The organism is Bartonella sp. OT172YNZD (assembly GCF_042193725.1).
GTDB lineage: Bacteria > Pseudomonadota > Alphaproteobacteria > Rhizobiales > Rhizobiaceae > Bartonella > Bartonella grahamii_A.
Genome location: NZ_JBHILZ010000001.1, coordinates 196,532 through 217,634, shown reverse-complemented (window position 1 = coordinate 217,634; position 21,103 = coordinate 196,532). Strand labels below are relative to the sequence as shown.

The 21,103-nt window shown below is 37.7% G+C and carries 17 protein-coding genes; 5 read left to right on the top strand and 12 right to left on the bottom strand.

Features of this window, described 5'->3' with window-relative positions:
- Window positions 1-2: 2 nt before the first annotated feature.
- The 8 genes from lpdA to ACFIJS_RS00770 all read right to left on the bottom strand — a co-directional run bounded on the left by lpdA (window position 3) and on the right by ACFIJS_RS00770 (window position 11,136).
- Window positions 3-1,409, bottom strand: a complete 1,407-nt coding sequence (gene lpdA / locus ACFIJS_RS00805; protein ID WP_375648925.1) for a dihydrolipoyl dehydrogenase — start codon at window positions 1,407-1,409, stop codon at window positions 3-5.
- Between the two features lie 31 nt (window positions 1,410-1,440).
- Window positions 1,441-2,652, bottom strand: coding sequence for a 2-oxoglutarate dehydrogenase complex dihydrolipoyllysine-residue succinyltransferase (gene odhB / locus ACFIJS_RS00800; protein ID WP_375648923.1), 1,212 nt, complete (start codon window positions 2,650-2,652; stop codon window positions 1,441-1,443).
- 32 nt (window positions 2,653-2,684) lie between these two features.
- Window positions 2,685-5,684, bottom strand: a complete 3,000-nt coding sequence (locus ACFIJS_RS00795) for a 2-oxoglutarate dehydrogenase E1 component (protein WP_375648921.1) — start codon at window positions 5,682-5,684, stop codon at window positions 2,685-2,687.
- 164 nt (window positions 5,685-5,848) lie between these two features.
- Window positions 5,849-6,751 carry a succinate--CoA ligase subunit alpha gene (sucD, locus tag ACFIJS_RS00790; RefSeq protein WP_375648918.1) on the bottom strand — a complete coding sequence of 301 codons (903 nt, stop codon included), beginning with the start codon at window positions 6,749-6,751 and terminating at the stop codon, window positions 5,849-5,851.
- A gap of 3 nt (window positions 6,752-6,754) precedes the next feature.
- A complete protein-coding gene (gene sucC / locus ACFIJS_RS00785; protein WP_375648916.1) occupies window positions 6,755-7,951 on the bottom strand; it encodes an ADP-forming succinate--CoA ligase subunit beta in 1,197 nt (398 codons plus the stop codon).
- Window positions 7,952-8,040: 89 nt separating this feature from the next.
- Window positions 8,041-9,003, bottom strand: a complete 963-nt coding sequence (mdh, locus tag ACFIJS_RS00780; RefSeq protein WP_375648913.1) for a malate dehydrogenase — start codon at window positions 9,001-9,003, stop codon at window positions 8,041-8,043.
- 289 nt (window positions 9,004-9,292) lie between these two features.
- Window positions 9,293-10,492: a cell division protein ZapE gene (gene zapE / locus ACFIJS_RS00775; protein WP_375648972.1), complete on the bottom strand. Its 1,200-nt coding sequence runs from the start codon at window positions 10,490-10,492 to the stop codon at window positions 9,293-9,295.
- A 98-nt stretch (window positions 10,493-10,590) separates the two neighbouring features.
- The gene (locus tag ACFIJS_RS00770) at window positions 10,591-11,136 is read right to left on the bottom strand and encodes an AprI/Inh family metalloprotease inhibitor (RefSeq protein WP_375648911.1); all 546 of its coding nucleotides are present in this window, start codon (window positions 11,134-11,136) and stop codon (window positions 10,591-10,593) included.
- 226 nt (window positions 11,137-11,362) lie between these two features.
- On the opposite strand from ACFIJS_RS00770, the gene dapF reads away from it, so the two are divergent.
- The 5 genes from dapF to gloB all read left to right on the top strand — a co-directional run bounded on the left by dapF (window position 11,363) and on the right by gloB (window position 16,279).
- Entirely contained in the window at window positions 11,363-12,214 is an 852-nt protein-coding gene (gene dapF / locus ACFIJS_RS00765) for a diaminopimelate epimerase (RefSeq protein ID WP_375648909.1), read from the top strand.
- Window positions 12,214-13,497, top strand: coding sequence for a tRNA (N(6)-L-threonylcarbamoyladenosine(37)-C(2))-methylthiotransferase MtaB (gene mtaB / locus ACFIJS_RS00760; protein WP_375648906.1), 1,284 nt, complete (start codon window positions 12,214-12,216; stop codon window positions 13,495-13,497). Before dapF ends, mtaB begins: the two co-directional genes overlap by 1 nt.
- Window positions 13,498-13,511: 14 nt before the next feature.
- A complete protein-coding gene (gene ftsY / locus ACFIJS_RS00755) occupies window positions 13,512-14,765 on the top strand; it encodes a signal recognition particle-docking protein FtsY (protein ID WP_375648904.1) in 1,254 nt (417 codons plus the stop codon).
- Window positions 14,762-15,448 carry a septation protein A gene (locus tag ACFIJS_RS00750; protein WP_375648901.1) on the top strand — a complete coding sequence of 229 codons (687 nt, stop codon included), beginning with the start codon at window positions 14,762-14,764 and terminating at the stop codon, window positions 15,446-15,448. Before ftsY ends, ACFIJS_RS00750 begins: the two co-directional genes overlap by 4 nt.
- A 69-nt stretch (window positions 15,449-15,517) precedes the next feature.
- Complete coding sequence (gloB, locus tag ACFIJS_RS00745; RefSeq protein WP_375648899.1) at window positions 15,518-16,279, top strand: hydroxyacylglutathione hydrolase; 762 nt, start codon at window positions 15,518-15,520, stop codon at window positions 16,277-16,279.
- Window positions 16,280-16,733: 454 nt separating this feature from the next.
- Here gloB and ACFIJS_RS00740 read toward each other — a convergent pair whose 3' ends face one another.
- Genes ACFIJS_RS00740 through mnmG form a run of 4 tightly spaced genes read right to left on the bottom strand, consistent with a single transcriptional unit; the run spans window position 16,734 to window position 21,000 of the window.
- Entirely contained in the window at window positions 16,734-17,639 is a 906-nt protein-coding gene (locus ACFIJS_RS00740) for a ParB/RepB/Spo0J family partition protein (protein ID WP_375648898.1), read from the bottom strand.
- 41 nt (window positions 17,640-17,680) lie between these two features.
- Window positions 17,681-18,478 (bottom strand): ParA family protein, encoded by a 798-nt coding sequence (locus tag ACFIJS_RS00735; protein WP_375624823.1) that lies wholly within the window; start codon window positions 18,476-18,478, stop codon window positions 17,681-17,683.
- Window positions 18,479-18,484: 6 nt separating this feature from the next.
- The gene (rsmG, locus tag ACFIJS_RS00730; RefSeq protein ID WP_375648894.1) at window positions 18,485-19,132 is read right to left on the bottom strand and encodes a 16S rRNA (guanine(527)-N(7))-methyltransferase RsmG; all 648 of its coding nucleotides are present in this window, start codon (window positions 19,130-19,132) and stop codon (window positions 18,485-18,487) included.
- On the bottom strand, window positions 19,132-21,000 hold the full coding sequence (gene mnmG / locus ACFIJS_RS00725) for a tRNA uridine-5-carboxymethylaminomethyl(34) synthesis enzyme MnmG (RefSeq protein ID WP_375648892.1): 1,869 nt from the start codon (window positions 20,998-21,000) through the stop codon (window positions 19,132-19,134). Before mnmG ends, rsmG begins: the two co-directional genes overlap by 1 nt.
- Window positions 21,001-21,103: the final 103 nt, after the last annotated feature.

Below are 21,103 nucleotides of genomic sequence, written 5' to 3'. Positions count from 1 at the left end.
TTTTAAATATGAAGTGGTTTAGCAAATGTTGCCAAAGCTGCCTCACGCACAGCTTCTGATAAGGTAGGATGTGCATGGCAACAACGTCCCAGATCTTCTGATGAACCACCAAATTCCATCAAAACTGCAATTTCATGAATCATTTCACTAGCACCAAACCCAAGAATATGCCCCCCTAGTACCCGATCTGTTTTTTTATCGGAAAGGATTTTAACGAATCCATCACTCTTTTGCATTGCACGTGCACGGCCATTGGCCATAAAAGGAAACTTGCCAACATTATATTCAATACCAGCAGTTTTTAGCTCTTCTTCTGTCCTTCCTACACTCGCAATTTCCGGCTGTGTATAAACAACACTAGGAATAACATCAAAATTAACATGCCCTTTTTGACCTGCCAGAATTTCTGCCACAGCAACGCCTTCTTCCTCTGCTTTATGCGCTAACATTGGTCCTTTTACGACATCACCAATCGCATAAATTCCTGGAACATTCGTCTGCCAATGGGCATCAATTGCAATAAAACCGCGTTCATCCAACTGAACACCAACCTCTCCTAAACCAAGACCATCGGTGTATGGAGAACGTCCAGTGGCAATGAGCACAACATCAGCCTCTAAAGTTTCAGCAGCACCACCTTTGACGGCTTCAAAAGTCACCTGAGCAGTTGAGCCAGATTGTGTAATAGCTGTTACTTTTGTTCCCGTCTTATATTCTATTCCCTGTTTTTCCATTAATTTCTGAAATTGCCGTGAAACTTCACCATCCATTGAGCCCAAAACTTTATTAAGATACTCAATAATGGTCACCTTAGCACCTAAACGGCTCCAAACTGATCCAAGTTCTGAACCAATGACACCAGCACCCACTACAATCATATGCGCTGGTACTTTTTCAAGTGAAAGGGCTCCCGTAGAAGAAACAACCGTCTTTTCATCAATTTCAACATTCACCCCTGAAATGCCCGAACTCTCTGAACCCGTAGCAATAATAATATTTTTTGTTTCAATTGTTTGTTTATTACCATCTCTGGCAACAACTTCCACACGACCCGCACTCAAAATTTTGGCTGTCCCTAAAAAAGTATCAACTTTATTTTTTTTCATCAAAAAAGAAACACCACTTGTATTGGCTGTCACCACAGCTTTTTTATGAACCATCATTTGTTCAAGATTAAACTTAGATTTACCAATAGAAATACCAAGCGTTTCAAAACCATGCTGGGTTTCAGAAAACACTTCTGAAGCATGCAACAACGCTTTAGAAGGAATACAACCAACGTTGAGACATGTTCCTCCTAATGTTGTACGCTTTTCAATAATCGCTACTTTAAGTCCCAATTGTGCAGCCTTTATTGCTGCTACATAACCACCTGGACCCGCTCCAATCACAGCCACATCATAAGACATCCGTTTCTCCTTTCATCCTGAAAACTGTATTTTACAAATCAAGAACAAGGCGTTCCGGATCTTCTAAGCTTTCCTTAACACGCACAAGGAAAGTTACAGCTTCTTGCCCATCCACAATACGGTGATCATAAGAAAGCGCTAAATACATCATGGGGCGAATCACAATTTGGCCCTCAACAACCATTGCTCGCTCTTTAATTGCATGCATTCCCAAAATACCAGATTGTGGTGCATTCAAAATCGGTGTTGACATCAACGATCCATACACACCACCATTGGTAATGGTAAAAGTTCCGCCCTGCATATCAGAAACGGCTAATTTTCCATCGCGTGCAAGACGCCCCAAACGACCAATCTCTTTTTCAATCTCTGCCAATGACATTTGATCTGCATCTCGCACTACTGGAACAACAAGCCCTTTATCTGTTCCAACAGCAATTCCAACATTGGCATAGTTTTTGTAAACAATATCTGTCCCATCAATCTCGGCATTAACAGCAGGAAGTTCTTTTAATGCGTGACAAACAGCCCTGGTAAAAAAACCCATAAAACCAAGTTTAACACCATGTTTCTTTTCAAAAAGATCCTTATAACGCTTGCGCAAATCCATCACCGCTGACATATCAACCTCATTAAATGTGGTTAACATTGCTGCTACATTTTGTGCATCTTTAAGACGGCGAGCAATTGTTTGACGCAATTTCGTCATACGAACCCGCTCTTCACGTGTTTCTTGGACAGAAGTTGCCGAAGAACTCGTCGCAGAAGAAGAGGGTGTAGGAGCATTTGTACTTTGTTTTAATCCACCAAGAACATCTTCTTTAAGAATTTGTCCACGTTTTCCAGAACCTGAAATATCGCTTTTTGCAACATTATTTTCAGCCATCAATTTTGCTGCTGAAGGAGAAGGAGGCATTGTACTGCTCAAAGCAGACTTCTGCGATTCAGATGAAGCCGCTGGAACAAGTGTAGCAGAAGGTGAAAATGATTGGGAGACACCAGCTTCTCCAGCTTCCACCACTCCTAAAAGAGCATTTACTTCAACCGTATCGCCTTCTTTTGCAATGATTTCAGATAATTTTCCCGAAACAGGAGAAGGAACTTCAACGGTTACCTTATCAGTTTCTAATTCAACCAAAGGCTCATCCATAGCGACAGCTTCGCCAAGTTTTTTAAACCATTTGCCAATCATTGCTTCGGTAACCGATTCGCCCAAAGTAGGAACACGAACTTCAGTAGTCATAATATTTTTCCATACATCAGAGTAGTAATAAATTAAGAACCTAACGCGTCTTCAAGAAACGCAGCCAGTTGTTCAAGGTGTTTCACCATTAACCCAGAGGCCGGTGACGCACTCGCAGGACGTCCTGCATAACGAGCACGTGAATATTGCGCATTAATATGCGTCAAAACCCATTCCAAATAAGGCTCAATAAATGACCAAGCCCCCATGTTTTTTGGTTCCTCTTGGCACCAAAAAACTTCTGCCTGCAAAAAGCGCGACAACACATTCACCAAAACTTTAGCAGGGAAAGGATAAAGCTGCTCAACACGAAGGAGGTAAACATCATCAATACCCTTTTTTTCACGTTCTTCATAAAGGTCGTAATAAACCTTACCAGTACAAAGAACGACACGGCGAATTTTATTATCTTTTTGCAACTTAATGACAGAATCTTTGAGACATTCTGCATCATCAAGCAACACACGACAGAAACTTGTTTCTGGCCCCATTTCATTGAGAAAAGAAACAGCTCGCTTATGACGTAAAAGTGATTTCGGTGTCATCAAAATCAATGGCTTCCGGAAATCACGCTTAATTTGTCGACGCAAAATATGAAAATAATTTGCAGGGGTTGTACAATTAGCAACCTGCATATTATCTTCCGCACAAAGTTGAAGAAACCGTTCTAAACGTGCAGAAGAATGCTCCGGCCCTTGCCCTTCAAAACCATGAGGCAATAAACACACAAGACCAGACATACGAAGCCACTTACGCTCTGCGGATGAAATAAATTGATCAAAAATGACCTGTGCACCATTAGAAAAATCACCAAATTGTGCTTCCCAAAGTGTTAATCCTCGTGGTTCAGCAAGAGAATATCCATATTCAAAACCAAGAACAGCTTCTTCAGAAAGCATAGAATTAACAACATCATAAAGCGCTTGCCCCTTTTGTAAATGATTCAAAGGAATATAACGCGCCTCATTTTCTTGGTCATAAAGAACTGAATGACGTTGTGAAAAAGTTCCCCGTTCAACATCTTCACCGGAAAGACGAACCGGTGCTCCTTCCAAACAAAGTGAACCAAAAGCTAAAGCTTCAGCAGTTGCCCAGTCAACACCCTCACCGGTTTCAAAAATTTTAGCACGATTATTTAAAAAACGTTGAATGGTTTTGTGAACGTGAAAATCTGCCGGAATTTCAACAATTTTCTGACCAATTTCCTTTAAAGTTTTTAATTCAACACCAGTTGTTCTAGAATGCTGCTCATCAGAACTACTAAAAGCTTTGAGTCCCGTCCAGCTTCCATCAAGCCAATCAGCCTTATTAGGTTTATAAGAAGCACTTGCTTCAAGTTCACCTTCAAGCTTATCGCGCCATAATTTTTTTTGTTGCTCAATCTCTTCTGAAGTAACCATTCCTTCTGCTACCAATTGGTCACTATAAAGTTGAAGTGTTGTTTTATGATTACGTATTGCTTTATACATAAGCGGCTGCGTAAAGGAAGGTTCATCACCTTCATTATGCCCATAACGGCGATAACAAAACATATCAATAACCACTGGTTTATGGAAAATTTGGCGAAACTCTGTTGCTATTTTGGCAACAAAAACAACTGCCTCAGGATCATCACCATTCACATGGAAAATTGGTGCGTCAATCATTTTTGCGACATCTGATGGATAAGGCGAAGAACGTGAAAAACGTGGAGATGTTGTAAAACCAATCTGGTTATTGATAATAACATGAAGTGAGCCTGCAACACGATAACCTTTAAGACCTGAAAGACCAAAAGTTTCTTGGATAACGCCTTGTCCTGCAAAGGCAGCGTCACCATGAATAAGCAATGGCATCACTTTTGAACGCTCACTTAATGAGAGTAAATCAGTATGCGCAGGTCCCATAAGTTGATCTTGTTTAGCACGTGCTTTTCCCATAACAACCGGATCAACAATCTCAAGATGAGATGGATTGGCCAACAGTGATAAATGAACTTTTTTACCCTCAAATTCAAGATCAGCTGAAGTTCCCAAATGATATTTGACATCACCCGATCCTTCCACATCATCAGGCTTATAAGATCCCCCTTTGAACTCATGAAAAATAGCTCGATGTGGCTTAGAGAGAACTTGTGAAAGAACATTTAAACGACCACGATGTGCCATTCCTAAAATAACTTCTTGCACCCCTAAAGCACTACCACATTTGATAATCTGTTCAAGAGCGGGAATCAGTGCCTCACCACCATCGAGTCCAAAACGCTTTGTACCTTTATATTTAGTGTCTAAAAACTGTTCGAATCCTTCTGCCTGAATAAGCTTTTTCAGGATAGCTTTCTTGTCTTGTTGTGTGAAAGATTTTTTTTCATCTCGCCCTTCAATGCGTTCTTGAAGCCATGCTTTCTGAACCGGATCAGAAACATGCATATATTCCACACCGATTGTTGAACAATAAGTACGGTTGAGAATTTCAAGCATTTGTGGAATAGTTGCATATTCCAACCCTAAAACATTATCAATAAAAATGGGACGCTCGTAATCAGCTGGAGTAAAACCATAAGCTTCTGGAGAAAGTTCCTTATAATCTTTTTGTTTTTCGGCCAATTGAAGAGGGTCAAGCCGCGCACGAAGATGCCCCCGTGCTCGAAACGCACGAATCATCATAATTGCATGAACGGAATCACGTGTTGCACGAATAATATCTTGCTCACTGGAAATTTTTCCCTTTTGCACAGCACCTTTTATTGCTTTTTCCTTTAATTTATCACCAAGATGTTTTTCAAGAGAAGACCAATCACCATCAAGAGCAGAAATCAATTCACTCTCTGCTTTTAATGGCCAATGATCACATTGCCATGTTGCTCCTTCAGCATTTTTAAGAACATCTTCTTTACTATCGTGAAGTCCTTCAAAAAAAGCACGCCACTGTGAATCAACACTGGTAGGATCTTTTTCATATTGAGCATAAAGTTGATCTATATAATCTGCATTCCCACCATAAAGAAATGATGTCTGTGCAAAAAGGCTATTTATTTCGTCCTGCCTTGCCATATACCTCTCCGGAACATCTATTCCGTCTCCTTATATCTCTTTTCAACCTTTAAATGCTTACAAAACAAGCAATGATTCGAACATTCAAAAAAGTTTTACCTTTTTATACTCAAGTTTCTTCACCTGAATCTAAGAACTTTTTTTTATTCAGGTGAAATTTTCTTTTAACCTTTCAAAACTGACATCAAAGTCTTACCTATCTGTGATGGTGAAGGAGACACTCGAATCCCTGCTGATTCCATTGCCGCAATTTTATCTTCTGCTCCACCTTTACCACCAGAAATAACAGCACCAGCATGTCCCATTGTACGTCCTGGAGGAGCTGTGCGGCCAGCAATAAAGCCAATAACTGGTTTTTTACGACCTTTTCTTGCTTCATCTTTCAGAAACTGTGCTGCTTCTTCTTCAGCAGAACCACCAATCTCACCAATCATAACAATAGACTGAGTTTCATCATCCGCTAAAAACATTTCTAACACATCAATAAATTCAGTGCCCTTAACAGGATCGCCACCAATCCCTATCGCAGTTGTTTGCCCGAGACCTTCCTGACTCGTTTGAAAAACGGCTTCATAAGTTAAAGTTCCCGACCTCGAGACAACCCCAACAGAACCTTTTCTAAAAATAGAACCAGGCATAATACCAATTTTACATTCATTTGGTGTAAGAATACCGGGACAATTAGGACCAATAAGACGAGACTTCGAGTTTTCTAATCGCGCCTTCACTTTAACCATATCCATAACGGGAACACCTTCCGTAATACAGATAATTAAACGAACCTCAGCTTCAATAGCCTCTATAATAGCTGCCGCAGCCCCTGCAGGAGGAACATAAATAACGGAAGCATCCGCACCTGTTTTTTCTTTTGCTTCTGCAACATTAGCAAAGATAGGAAGAGTTTCGCCTTTTGAACCTTCCCATGTTTCTCCACCCTTTTTAGGGTTAACGCCACCAACCATTTGCGTATCATGATAAGCAAGCGCCTGTTCTGTATGAAATGTTCCTGTTTTTCCTGTAAGCCCTTGAACTAGAACTTTTGTCTTTTTATTCACAAAAATCGACATAGCTTAAGCTCCCTTCACGGCTGCAACAATTTTTTGGGCAGCATCATCTAAATCATCAGCAGGAATAACATTCAAACCACTGTCATTGATAATTGCTTTACCTTGCTCAACATTAGTGCCTTCAAGACGAACAACCAAGGGAACCTTTAAACCAACCTCACGAACAGCAGCAACCACACCTTCAGCAATGACATCACAACGCATAATACCACCAAAAATGTTAACCAAAATGCCCTTAACATTTGGATCGGCCGTAATAATTTTAAAAGCAGCTGTCACCTTTTCTTTTGACGCTCCACCACCAACATCCAAAAAATTCGCTGGCTCTGCTCCATAAAGCTTAATGATATCCATTGTTGCCATAGCAAGACCCGCACCATTAACCATGCAACCAATCGTCCCCTCAAGAGCAACATAAGCAAGATCATGCTTTGATGCTTCAATTTCTTTTGGATCCTCTTCTGAAAGATCACGTAATTCTAAAATATCTGGATGACGAAACAGAGCATTATTATCAAAAGAAACTTTTGCATCAAGAACACGCAAATGACCATCTTTCATCACAATAAGCGGATTGATTTCTAAAAGGCTCATATCTTTTTCACAAAATGCTTTATAGAGAATCGGAAAAAGCCTTTCACCATCTTCTCGCGCACTACTTTGTAGTTTCAACGCATCACAAAGTCTTGCACAATCAGCAGAAGTAACACCCTCTACAGCATCAATCGGAAGCGTGAATATTTTTTCTGGTGTCTCTTCAGCAACTGTTTCAATATCCATTCCACCTTCTGTTGAAACAACAAAAGCAATTCGACCAACGCTACGATCAACCAAAAGTGAAAGATAAAGCTCTCGTTCAATATCGGCACCATCTTCAATATAAAGACGATTGACCTGCTTACCCTCTGGGCCCGTTTGTTTGGTTACCAAAGTTTTACCAAGCATTTCTTGAACATTTGCAACAACTTCTTCAACAGATTGTGCAAGCCGAACACCACCCTTTGCATCAGGACCAAGTTCTTTAAACTTACCCTTACCACGACCACCAGCGTGTATCTGACTTTTAACCACATAGAGAGGTCCAGGCAGTTTTTCCGCCCATTTTTCAGCTTGCTCTACAGAATAAATAGCGACACCATTTGCAATTGGTGCTCCATATTCATGAAGCAGACGTTTGGCCTGATACTCATGGATATTCATGCATTCGTCCCTTTCTTTTATGGATTATTATTAATCCTAAAGTCTTAATATTCTAAATACTTATTTTAATGAATTAAATCTTGTTCAATTTACTTGAGACTAGGCACAAGAGCAATACAAGCTTCACAAAGCTTTTTAACCGCATTTACTGAATGAACAAAAGCATCTCTTTCTTCTTTATCAAGATCAATTTCAATGACTCGTTCAATACCACCTGCACCAAGTACAACAGGAACACCAACGTAGGTATCATTAACCCCATATTCTCCTGAAAGATAAGCTGCAACAGGCACAACACGCTTAGTGTCCTTTAAATAGGCCTCAGCCATAGAAACAGCAGAAGCTGCTGGTGCATAGTAAGCAGAACCTGTTTTTAATAAACCAACAATTTCTGCACCGCCATCACGGGTACGCTGGATAATTTGATTAATTCTTTCCTGTGTTGTCCAGCCCATCTTTACAAGATCAGGCAAAGAAATACCACCAACTGTTGAGTAACGCACAAGAGGAACCATTGAATCACCGTGCCCTCCTAAAACAAACGCTGTTACATCTTTAACAGAAACCTTAAATTCCTCAGATAAGAAATGACGAAAACGTGCTGAATCAAGAACACCAGCCATACCAACCACTTTATGTGTAGGGAGACCTGAAAATTTCTGCAATGCCCACACCATTGCATCGAGGGGATTGGTAATACAAATAACAAACGCTGAAGAAGCATATTTTTTAATTCCAGCTCCAACTTGTTCCATAACCTTTAAATTAATGCCCAAAAGTTCATCACGGCTCATACCAGGTTTTCGCGCAACGCCTGCTGTTACAATAACAACATCAGCACCTTCAATTGCTTCATAAGCATTAGCACCTTTTAAACTGATATCAAAACTGTCAACAGGCGAAGATTCGGCGATATCTAGAGCCTTACCTTGTGGCACACCTTCTACAATATCAAATAAGATAACATCACCAAGCTCTTTAAGCCCAATAATATGTGCTAAAGTACCACCAATCATACCTGAACCAATAAGAGCTATCTTTTTTCGTGCCATTTTAGTTTTTTCCTAACTTTTAGATAATTCAGCGCACACCTATCAGCGTCCATATACTGAATATATTTGACTTCAACCATATTCAAACAATATCATAAAAAAGAGTAAAGAAATGAAATTCACAAATTTTTCTCCTTACAGAAACAACAACCCTCCACTGAAACAACTATTAGAAAATTATCACGATGTATCGATAAAGTGAATTTTAAAAAAATACAACAGAATTATTACATTTCTTTAATTTCAAAGATTTATTGTTTTTACAGTTTACGTAAAGGTAAAAGTATAATCAATGCTTCTTCTTCAAAAGAAAATGTTCTTCCCAAAGTTTTAAATAATCGTGGCTTTGCATTTCAAAAAGACGTGACTGTGTTCTTTGAAATTCAAATGTTTCCGTAATCTGCTTATGCCCTTTATACAAATCCCCCACCCATGCTGCTGCCGACATAAATAACCGTATGTGACGCTCATAAAGAATATCAATAAGCAAAATAAACCGTTTTGTTTCATTGCGATATGTATCATCCATGACCGGTACATTATCAATAAAAATCGTATGATAACGTTCTCCTAATACCAAATACTCAGCCGCTGCCAAAGGCTTTGCACATAAATCTCCATAATCAAAGCGTGCACATCCTGCACCAACGCGCGGAATAGAAATAAAGCGGCCTTTTATAGAAAACTCATCAGATATCTCCTTATGTCCTTGCAATACAAGTGCCCATGCTTGATCCATGTATTCATCTGCTTTTTTCCCTAAAGGTGCTACATACACAAGCTGTAGATTTGATTTTGCAAGACGATAATCTGTTTTTGCATCAAGATTGACAACACGAACATATGCTTTCAAAACTTGAATAAAAGGCAAAAAGAGTTCACGATTTAAACCGTTATAATAAAGATTATCCGGCGCCACATTTGAAGTCGCAATAAAGAAAATTCCTTTATCAAACAAAGCAGAAATAAGCCGCCCTAATACCATAGCATCAGCAATATCTGTTACACTAAACTCATCAAAACAAAGTACCTTTGCTTCTCGTGCAAGATCTTCAGCAACAGCTAAAATAGGATTATCTTGTTTAAATTTTACACATCCAGATGCTTGACGATAAAAATTAATACGCTCATGCACATCAGTCATAAAATCATTAAAATGGGCACGCTTTTTATGACCTTTAGGCAAACAAGAAAAGAACAAATCCATCAGCATGGTTTTGCCCCGCCCTACTTCACCACAAATATACAATCCCTGAAAAGAGTCTTTTTCATCCCATTGTTTTCCAACACAAGAAATATTTTGTTTTTTCCTTTTAAATATTCTATTAAAGAAAGAGCAAAATATCCAAGTCCAAGGACGAGAGATATTTTGTTCCGCGATTTTTTTTAATAAAAGATCAAAATATTCTGTTATAGCTAATTGAGCAGGATCAAAACAAACCTCTCCTTTAGAGACAAGCTCTTTATAACGCGTTGAAACGAGAAGCATCCAAGTAACCTTTTTCAAACCGTTCTCAATGAAAAATACAAATACTTTTCACGAATCTGTCCGTCTAGCTTAATTTTTCATAAACGATCAAAAATGATTTAACGACTTAAAACAACGGGATGATCATCAAGTGTACGTCCCTCAAAACGATCAACATTTGAAGAGTAAAGAGCAAAGATAACACGTCCAGAGTTATTATAAAAATATAATCTTTTTCCTTTAACGGCCCACGATCTCACTTGGGAAGCAATTCCTGGACATTGTAAAGGGCCAGCACGGTACCCCTGTCCAAACTTTGTTTGCGGCGTTGCGATCCGGCAAACTTTTCCCCCCATAGAAAGATTCCATACGCCAGCAATACTTGCAGGAAATAAATCAGTAGCATTACTTGGCAATTCGAGATTAGCCATTCGTCCATCACTCTGAGAATCTCCTTTCTCATACATCGAAGCATTTGCTGACTCAGATATCGACGAAGAAGTAGATGACAGATTAGACACTTCCAGTGTTGTCATTTGTTGAGATGGATAAAAAACTTCTAATGCGTTACTACCGTCATTACTGTCAAACCGTGTTGTTGAACATCCCCCTAAAAGCATTACAGTTGATAGTGCAACGAAAAACGAAATTTTTGAAAACGACATATCTGTACTCTCTCCCACGACAATAAATAAGTTCACAAAAAAATTAAGTGAATTTTTATTATAGTTACAAAGATAAATTAACAAATTAAAAAAAACAGGTTAAAATCACTTAATTTTAAAAGAAATAATTTATGCACCCGATTTTATATTTATTAAACACTAGAAATTTATAAGATTTTCAGTCATATATCTCTTTATAGGTAATCATTAGAAATAGAGAAGTTTCATGAAAACGCCATTTAGCAAAATGGACGGTCTTGGAAATCAAATTATTGTTGTTGATATGCGTGAAAATACTCATGCTCTTACACCACAAGCAATCCTTGCTTTGTCGACAGATCCTGAAATGCATTTTGATCAAATCATGGCCATCCACACACCAACCCAGAAAAAAGCCGACTTCCGCATAGAAATATGGAACTCTGATGGTTCAAAGGCTAAAGCTTGTGGCAATGGTACCCGCTGTGTCATTGCATGGCTTAAAGATCACAATTTTGATGAAAAATTTCGTTTAGAAACTCCCACTGGAATTATTGAAGGGAAATACCAAACCGATAATCTCATTTCTGTTGATATGGGATGCCCAAATTTCAATGCAAAAGAGATGCCTGTTTCACGTGAAATAGTTGATACCAATCACGTAGAAATTACGGCTGGTCCCCTAAAAGATGCTTGTCTCATATCCATTGGCAATCTCCATGCTATCTTTTTTGTTGAAAATGATATTCAACATATTCCATTAGAAAAATATGGGCCAAAACTTGGACATGATCCCCTATTTCCCGAACAGTGTAATATTTCCATTGCTTGTATAACGTCAAAGAAAAGTCTAAATTTACGTACATGGGAGCGAGGAGCAGGATTAACACAAGCATGTGGGAGTGCTGCTTGTGCAAGTGCAGTGGCTGCTTATCGTCGTGGTCTTACACAACGCCATATTGATGTAAACTTACCAAAGGGAACACTTAATATTTTTTACCGAGAAGATGATCACGTTATTATGACAGGACCAATAAAATATCAATTTAGTGGTTTTTTGAGCTCTTTAACAGGGATTTACAAAAAGGATCACTCCTGATGGCAATAGAAATTGTAACTTTTGGTTGTCGACTTAATAGCTACGAATCAGAAATCATTCGCAAAGAAAGTACTTCTTCAGGTCTAGATCAGCTTAACGATGGTGCTATTATCTTTAATACCTGTGCTGTTACTGCCGAAGCCGTAAGACAAGCAAAACAAGCTATCCGCAAAGCACGACGTGAAAATCCTCATGCACGTATCATTGTAACAGGATGTGCAGCCCAAACAGAAGCACAAAATTTTGCCTCCATGACAGAAGTGGATCTCGTTTTAGGAAACGAAGATAAACTTCACGCCCATTCTTATCGTCAACTTCCTGATTTTGGTATTAACTACTCCGAAAAGGTGCGTATCAATGACATTATGGAAGTACAAAAAATTGCTCCACATATGGTCAGTGCAATACAAGAGCGCACCCGCGCTTTTGTACAAGTACAAAACGGATGTGATCATCGCTGTACATTTTGCATTATTCCTTATGGACGTGGACCATCTCGTTCAGTTCCCATGGGTGCTGTCATAGAACAAATTAAAAAGCTGATAGATGAGGGTATTCAAGAAGTGGTCCTTACAGGTGTTGATCTTACAAGTTATGGCCACGATCTTCCTGGAAAAGCTACTCTAGGAAAATTAACTTCAGCAATTTTACATCATATCCCTGACTTAGCGCGATTGCGCCTCTCATCTATTGACTCTATTGAAACAGACGAAGAACTCATCAATCTTTTAACTTATGAAACAAGGATCATGCCCCATTTGCATTTATCTTTGCAAGCAGGTGATAATATGATTTTAAAACGGATGAAACGGCGCCATCTGCGCGAACATGCCATTCAATTTTGCCAAGAATTGCGCGCTAAACGTCCTACAATGGTTTATGGTGCCGACTTAATTGCTGGTTTTCCTACAGAAACAGAAGAGATGTTTCAAAACAGTCTTGTTTTAATCAAAGATTGTAATTTAACCCATCTCCATGTCTTCCCCTTTAGTCCAAGAGAAGGAACACCTGCCGCACGTATGCCACAAATCAACCGTAAAACAGTTAAGATGCGTGCTGAAAAGTTGCGTAAAGCAGGTGATGAGGCTTACCAAAAGCATCTTGCTCATTTACAAAACAGTCTACAAACAATTCTTGTTGAAAAAGATGAAATCGGACGCACAGAAGATTATACTCTTGTACAAGTTAAAGGTGCAAAAGCAGGAACAATTGTTCAAGCTCTTATCGTTGATCATGATGGCGCTAAATTGATTGCTGTCCTTCCAAAATTAAACGCTGCTTGAGCAGGAAAATTCTTATGACGAAATCTTTTATTAAAAAAATATTCTATTTTAACAAATCTCAAGAGCAGGAAATGGAAAAACAGACTTCTATTCCTGATAAAAGCGATATAATAGAAGAAAATAAAGACAAAAATGAAAGGACAAAAAATAACCAAATCTCTACAAACACAGAAAAAGAAGAACAAACAAAAAATCTAGAGTCAACACTTACAAAATATGACGAAAAATCTCCATTTCTAGAATCCCATTCTGATAAAATTCCCTTTTCTGGTAAAATTATTGTCACAGACAACATCCTTGAAAAAAAGAATGAAGAAATTTTATCTGAATCTTCTGTTGAAGAAAAAAAGATAGCGTGGTTTGGGCGCCTTAAAAAAAGTCTATCCCTTTCTTCACAACGCCTAAGCGGATCAATTGGCGACCTCTTTGTTAAAAGAAAACTTGATGAAGACACATTGCAAGAGCTCGAAGATATCCTTATCCAAGCTGATCTTGGGGTAGAAACGGCGACATGCATCATAAATACTTTAGCTTCCAGTCGTTACGGAAAAGACCTCTCCCCAGATGATATTCATACTATTGTAGCTGATGAAGTCAAAAAAGTTCTGGAACCTGTCGCAATGCCATTAGAACTTGATCTCAGCTATAAGCCTCATGTTATTTTGCTAGTAGGTGTAAATGGCACTGGAAAAACGACAACAATCGGAAAACTTGCAGCAAAATTAACAGCAGGGGGATTAAAAGTTATGCTTGCAGCTGGTGATACTTTTCGAGCCGCAGCTATTGAGCAATTGCATATTTGGGGTAAACGTACTAATTCTCCTGTTATTTCAACAAAATTGAGTGCAGATGCCGCCAGCTTAGCCTTTGATGCTTATGAAAAAGCAAAAAAAGCAAACAGTGATGTACTAATTATTGATACAGCAGGGCGTTTACAAAATAAATCTGAATTGATGGATGAGTTGGCAAAAATTATTCGTGTTTTAAAAAAACACACCCCCCAAGCACCCCATACAATTCTTCAAACGCTTGATGCAACTACTGGACAAAATGCACTCAACCAAGTGGAGATTTTCCGTGATATTGCTGGTGTTAATGGTTTAATCATGACAAAGTTGGATGGAACTGCACGAGGAGGAATTCTTGTCGCTATAGCAGCAAAATATAAATTACCCGTTTATTTTATCGGTATAGGAGAAAATATTGAAGACCTTCAACCTTTTTCTGCTTCTGACTTTGCCGAAACTATCGCAGGAAAACATACATGAAACAGCCTTTATCTAACCCTAATTCACACAATAATTCTGAAAAAAATATCAATAACAATAAGAAAACCCCTCTCTCACCAACACTTAAGTTCCTCTTAGAAATGGGTCCATTGGTTGCCTTCTTTTTTGCCAATTATAAGGGAGAATGGTTGATAAAAAACATTGGATTTTTTGAAAATTTTAATAAACCTATTTTCCCTGCAACAGCTATTTTTATGATAGCGATTATTATTTCTCTAAACTTATCATGGATCCTTGCAAAACAAATTCCTATTATGCCTCTTATTTCAGGAATATTTGTTTTAGTCTTTGGTTTTTTAACTCTTTGGCTTCACAATGATACTTTCATTAAAATGAAACCAACAATTATTAATAGCTTATTTGCGCTCATCCTTTTTAGTGGTATGTGTTTTAAAAAACCACTTTTACGTTATGCTCTTGATTCTACCTTAAAACTTGATGATTTAGGCTGGCAAAAACTTACCTATCGTTGGGCATTCTTTTTCGTTTTTCTTGCTCTTTTGAATGAAATCATTTGGCGAAATTTTAGCAATAATTTTTGGACAAGTTTTAAAGTATTTGGCGTCATGCCTTTAACAGTCCTCTTTATGCTTACCCAAATGCCTATCATTATGAAACATTCAAAGGGACTTTTCACAGAAGAGGAAAAAACTGATTCTTAAACATAATGTGTCCATAACTCTAGATTATTTTGTAGATTTATGGCTGCACACTGTTCATGGAGAAAAGATATGTTAATTGAACAGTTTATTTGTCGAAAAGATAATTTTGGTGTACTCATTCATGATGAAAAAAGCGGCTACACAGCTGCAATTGATGCACCTGAAAGTGAAGCGATTCATAACGCCTTAAAACGCCGTAACTGGACACTTCAGACTATTTTTGTAACTCATCATCATCACGATCATGTAGAAGCCCTAAAAGAATTAAAACAAGTATACAACGCTATAGTTATTGGACCAGAAGAAGAGAAAGAAAAGATTAATCATCTTGATCAAACACTTCAACCTGATGAAAATCTTTTCTTTGGCACGTACCCGCTTTTAGCTCTTTCAACACCTGGTCACACTTTGGGCGCATTATCTTATTATTTTCCGGAAGAAGGTGTACTCTTTGCTGGAGATACACTTTTCTCTCTCGGTTGTGGACGCCTTTTCGAAGGAACACCCGCTCAAATGCTGGACTCTTTAAAAGAGCTTCGTCAACTTCCCGATAAGACACTTCTTTATTGTGGACATGAATATACAAAAGACAATGCTCTTTTCGCATTAACACTTGATCCACATAATCAAAAACTTCGTCAAAGAGTAGAAGAAGTTTTTTTTCTACGTGCAAAAAACGCTATGACTTTACCAGTAACCTTAGAGCAAGAAAAAGCCACCAATCCTTTTCTCCGCTGGGATGATGCTACGTTGCGAAGAAACCTTGCAATGGAAGAAGAAACAGATGAAGACGTCTTTGCTGAAATTCGAAGAAGAAAGGATAATTTTTAAACATGTTCAAGTTCGTATTACATTTGTTTTTTGTTTTTCCTTTTTATTTTCGTGATATATACTCAACTAACAATGGCAGAGGAAAAGGAAACAGATAATCAATTCGATTTCACGCATTTCATTGAAAATTATCCTTTAACAGAAGGTTTCCTCTCAAAAATAGAATAACTAAAACAAATAAATTGAGAATTTACCTCCAGAGCCAGAGGCATCCAATACCGGAAATGATAACAGTATTGAAGGGTTCATTGTTTCTATTTCTGCTAACCAAAACTAACAGATCTTTTAAGAAAACATAATATCTCACCTAAAGATTATGTTATTGGTCTCATGGCTCTTCAAACAACTTTAGCTACAATAATAGTCTTTGAAGATAAAAAAATATTATATCTTCAGATAATTTAAATTTCAATCAAAATATATTGATAAAATTCATACTATTTTAGATAATTAATTAGTTTTGCAAACGCTGGCAAATATCATCCAATTGTTCTAGTGAAGAGTAGCGTATTTTTAAATCACCACCTTTTTTGCCATGTCGAATAGTAACTTTCATTCCGATCACATCTGTAAGTAATTTTTCTAAAGATTTTGTTTCTGTATCTTTCTCAACAGCAGTTCGCTTTTTGACTTTTGGATTTGCCTGTTCATATGCAAGTATTTCCGTTTGGCGCACAGAAAGCCCTTCGCGAATAATTCTTTCAGCTAAATCCTGTGGATTCTCAGCAGTGATAAGACAGCGTGCATGACCAGCGGAAAGTTGCCCATCAGTTAAGAATTGTTGTACTTTTTGTGGAAGTTTTAACAAACGAAGCGTATTAGCAACATGACTGCGACTTTTTCCAATAACTTGCGCTAAATCTGCCTGCGTATATCCATGTTCATTCAGCAAAATTTCATATCCCATTGCTTCTTCAATAGGATTAAGATCAGCACGTTGAACATTTTCAATTATTGCCAATTCTAAAGCCGTTTTATCATCTACATCGCGAACAATAACCGGTAATTTATTTAAATTGGCTCGCTGTGCAGCACGCCAACGCCGTTCGCCAGCAATTAATTCAAACCGATGAGGATGATCACGTGATGGTCTTACAATAACAGGTTGAACAACACCGTGCTGGCGAATTGATTGTGCTAAATTATCAAGTTCTGAATCGGTAAAATGGCGCCGCGGATTATGTGGATTGCATGAAATAGATTCAAGTGGAACAAATCGTTCAGAAACAGAAGAAACTGTATTGGACTCTGTAAATTTGTCAGTATTTGATAAACGTGTAAGATCGTTGTTTAAACTGATATCCCCAATCAATGCCGCTAATCCACGACCCAGTCTTTTTTTTGATTGATCATCATTCATAATTTTGCTCTTTGAGTTTTCTTACAAAATTTTTTACATTTTTAAGCAGCAGCACGTGCTTGTTTTTCACGTTGAATCATTTCTGATGCTAAACGCAAATAAGCTTGGCTCCCAGCACATTTGAGATCATAAAGCAATACAGGTTTGCCAAAAGAGGGTGCTTCTGATACTCTCACATTTCGCGGAATAACAGTACGATAAACTTTATCTCCCATAAAAGAACGTACATCTTCAACAACTTGATTTGAAAGATTATTACGTCCATCATACATTGTTAGAACGATACCTTGGATTTCTAAAGATGGATTAAGTACGGATCGCACTTGTTTTACTGTTTCAAGTAATTGACTTAAACCTTCAAGTGCTAAAAATTCACATTGCATGGGTACCAAAACAGAATCTGCAGCCCCCATAGCATTAAGCGTAAGAAGATTAAGTGATGGCGGACAATCAATTAAAACATAATTGAATTTTTTTTCCATTTCCGGATCATCATAGAGAGCTTTACGTAAGCGTTGTATGCGATCTTGTGATGAAGAAATTTCCATTTCCACACCTAAAAGATCAAGTGTAGAGGGAACTATATGAAGATTGGGTACTGCTGTTTTTAAAGCCGCCTGTGTAATTGAAACTCCCGAAACCAAAACATCATAAGAAGATAGAGGACGGTTATTACGATCAATCCCTAAACCTGTACTAGCATTACCTTGTGGATCAACATCCATAATCAGGACATTTTCACCAATAGCCGCTAAAGCTGTTGCAAGATTAATTGCTGTGGTTGTTTTTCCGACTCCACCCTTTTGGTTTGCAATAGCGATAATTCTTGTTTCGCTCATTTTGCTCTACCCTCTATATGATCTAATATGAGAAATTTCCAAAATAACAGAATTTTCATCAACTTTACTTTTATGTTCTAACAGATCAAAGTGCCAATTGGCAGAGGCATTTTTTATTTCTGTAGCGTAATCCCGACCTTTTTGCAAAAGAGCGATTGTTTTTTCTGTTAATAAAGGAAAAATAAGTTGTAAAAGAGTATTGAGCGGCGCTAATCCCCGTGCCGTTATAATATCAGATATGGGAATTTTTTGATATACATCTTCAATTCTAGCGTGATAAACTGTCGCTGGAAGATTAAGTTGAGCAATAACTGTTCGCAAAAAAGAAACTTTTTTCCCATTACTTTCAACAAGATTAATATGTCCTATATTTTTTTCTTTCAAAAAGATAGCAATCACAATTGCAGGAAAACCTCCTCCTGATCCTAAATCACACCAATGTAAAGAATGAGCATACAAAGGAAAAATTTGTGCTGAATCTAGAATATGCCGTGTCCATAGATCTGGTATTGTTGTAGCAGATATCAAATTAATATGCGCATTCCATTGAAGTATTAAAGACTCAAACTGAATTAAATTTTCCATCGTTTCACGTGAAACAGAAGGAATAATATTTAATAATTGTCTATATTTTTTTTCTGTAGAAAAATCCATTAAGCTGTTTTAGCCTTTTCACGTCGTTGACGTTGAATATATGTAATAATAAGCGATAACGCGGCGGGTGTCATACCATCAATTTTTTGTGCATCAGCAATTGAACGCGGCGACACTTCTTGAATTTTTGATTTAAGTTCATTTGAAAGACCTGAAATTCCCTGAATATCAAGAGAAGAAGGAATTTCTAAACGCTCATCTCTCTGAAGAGAGGCAATATCTTGTGCTTGTTTATCTAAATAAACCGCATATTGTGCTTCAATTTCTAAAGATTCTGCTGTTTTAGAATCAATTGTTTGTAATTGTGGCCAAAAATCTGAAAGACACTCTAAAGTAATATGAGGATAAGCAAGAAAATCATAAGCCGAGCGTCGAATTCCATCATGATTAACGTGTAATCCATGAGCAGAAGCTTCATTAGGTGTTAAAAAAAGATTTTGACATATTGATCGAGCTTGATCAAGCCGTTGTTGTTTTTTCTGATAACATTCCCAACGTATTTTACTCACAATACCCCATTTTTGTGCCAAAGGTGTTAAACGCGTATCAGCATTATCAGATCGTAAAGATAAACGAAACTCAGCACGTGATGTAAACATCCTATAAGGTTCACAAACACCATGCGAAACTAAATCATCAACCATAACACCAATATAAGCGGTAGAACGACTTATAAGTATTTCATCTAATTTACCTACTTTACGTGCCGCATTTAATCCAGCTAAAAGTCCTTGTGCTGCTGCTTCCTCATATCCTGTTGTACCATTAATTTGGCCTGCTAAAAACAAACCCGGTAAAGAACGTAATTCTAAGCTTCTAGTTAATTGTTGTGGATTAACAAAATCATACTCAATAGCATAACCAGATTGCAAAATTATAGCATTTTCCAATCCTTCAATGGTTTTCAATAGAGAAATTTGTACATCTTCAGGAAGAGAAGTAGAAAGACCATTTGGATAAACAATATCATCATTTAATCCTTCTGGTTCCAGAAAGATCTGATGTCCATCACGTTCTCCAAATTTAACAATTTTATCTTCAACAGAAGGACAATAACGTGGTCCTAACCCTTCAATATTTCCAGAATATAAAGCAGAACGATAAATATTATCGCGAATAATTTTATGTGTTTTCTCATTTGTACGTGTTATTGCACATTCAATTTGTGGTTGTTCAATTTTCTCTGTTAAAAGAGAAAAGGGAATGGGATTTTCATCTGCTTGTTGTTTTGGAAGATGATCCCAAGAAATTGTTTTTTTACTTAAACGAGCAGGGGTTCCTGTTTTTAATCGACCAAGTTTTATATGATAATTTTTTAAACGTTGAGCAAGTTGCACACTTGACTGATCTCCCATACGTCCAGCAGCCCATGTTTTATCACCAATATGAATAAAGCCATTTAAAAATGTCCCTGTTGTTAAAACAACAGCACCAGATAAAATTGTTCCTTGTTTTTTTAAAATAACACCTGATACACAATTATCTTTAACAACCAGATCAATAACTTCATCCTCAATAAGAGTAAGATCTTCTTGTTCTTTTAATAATCTTTGAATTGCTTTTTTATAAAGTTGTCGATCCGCCTGTGTCCGTGGTCCTCTTACTGCCGGTCCTTTACGTCTATTAAGTAGTCTAAACTGAATTCCAGCAGCATCTGCTGCTCTTCCCATGAGACCATCTAACGCATCTATTTCACGAACTAGATGCCCTTTTCCAAGTCCTCCAATAGCAGGATTACACGACATTGTTCCAAGTTCTGATATTTTATGTGTAATAAGCACTGTTTTAGCTCCTACACGCGCTGAAGCTGAAGCCGCTTCACAGCCAGCATGACCACCACCAACAACAACAACATCATATGATTGCATTTTATTCATTCCGTAGAAAATATTCTAGGTTTCACGTGAAACAGTATATAAATTACATAATCTTTGTAATCTGTCTATGAAATAATCAATGTTTCACGTGAAT

What these genes read in the sequence shown, in the direction of transcription:
- lpdA (WP_375648925.1), bottom strand. Translation starts at nt 1,409, where the DNA reads ATGTCTTATGATGTGGCTGTGATTGGAGCGGGTCCAGGTGGTTATGTA.
- odhB (WP_375648923.1), bottom strand. Translation starts at nt 2,652, where the DNA reads ATGACTACTGAAGTTCGTGTTCCTACTTTGGGCGAATCGGTTACCGAA.
- ACFIJS_RS00795 (WP_375648921.1), bottom strand. Translation starts at nt 5,684, where the DNA reads ATGGCAAGGCAGGACGAAATAAATAGCCTTTTTGCACAGACATCATTT.
- sucD (WP_375648918.1), bottom strand. Translation starts at nt 6,751, where the DNA reads ATGTCGATTTTTGTGAATAAAAAGACAAAAGTTCTAGTTCAAGGGCTT.
- sucC (WP_375648916.1), bottom strand. Translation starts at nt 7,951, where the DNA reads ATGAATATCCATGAGTATCAGGCCAAACGTCTGCTTCATGAATATGGA.
- mdh (WP_375648913.1), bottom strand. Translation starts at nt 9,003, where the DNA reads ATGGCACGAAAAAAGATAGCTCTTATTGGTTCAGGTATGATTGGTGGT.
- zapE (WP_375648972.1), bottom strand. Translation starts at nt 10,492, where the DNA reads ATGCTTCTCGTTTCAACGCGTTATAAAGAGCTTGTCTCTAAAGGAGAG.
- ACFIJS_RS00770 (WP_375648911.1), bottom strand. Translation starts at nt 11,136, where the DNA reads ATGTCGTTTTCAAAAATTTCGTTTTTCGTTGCACTATCAACTGTAATG.
- dapF (WP_375648909.1), top strand. Translation starts at nt 11,363, where the DNA reads ATGAAAACGCCATTTAGCAAAATGGACGGTCTTGGAAATCAAATTATT.
- mtaB (WP_375648906.1), top strand. Translation starts at nt 12,214, where the DNA reads ATGGCAATAGAAATTGTAACTTTTGGTTGTCGACTTAATAGCTACGAA.
- ftsY (WP_375648904.1), top strand. Translation starts at nt 13,512, where the DNA reads ATGACGAAATCTTTTATTAAAAAAATATTCTATTTTAACAAATCTCAA.
- ACFIJS_RS00750 (WP_375648901.1), top strand. Translation starts at nt 14,762, where the DNA reads ATGAAACAGCCTTTATCTAACCCTAATTCACACAATAATTCTGAAAAA.
- gloB (WP_375648899.1), top strand. Translation starts at nt 15,518, where the DNA reads ATGTTAATTGAACAGTTTATTTGTCGAAAAGATAATTTTGGTGTACTC.
- ACFIJS_RS00740 (WP_375648898.1), bottom strand. Translation starts at nt 17,639, where the DNA reads ATGAATGATGATCAATCAAAAAAAAGACTGGGTCGTGGATTAGCGGCA.
- ACFIJS_RS00735 (WP_375624823.1), bottom strand. Translation starts at nt 18,478, where the DNA reads ATGAGCGAAACAAGAATTATCGCTATTGCAAACCAAAAGGGTGGAGTC.
- rsmG (WP_375648894.1), bottom strand. Translation starts at nt 19,132, where the DNA reads ATGGATTTTTCTACAGAAAAAAAATATAGACAATTATTAAATATTATT.
- mnmG (WP_375648892.1), bottom strand. Translation starts at nt 21,000, where the DNA reads ATGCAATCATATGATGTTGTTGTTGTTGGTGGTGGTCATGCTGGCTGT.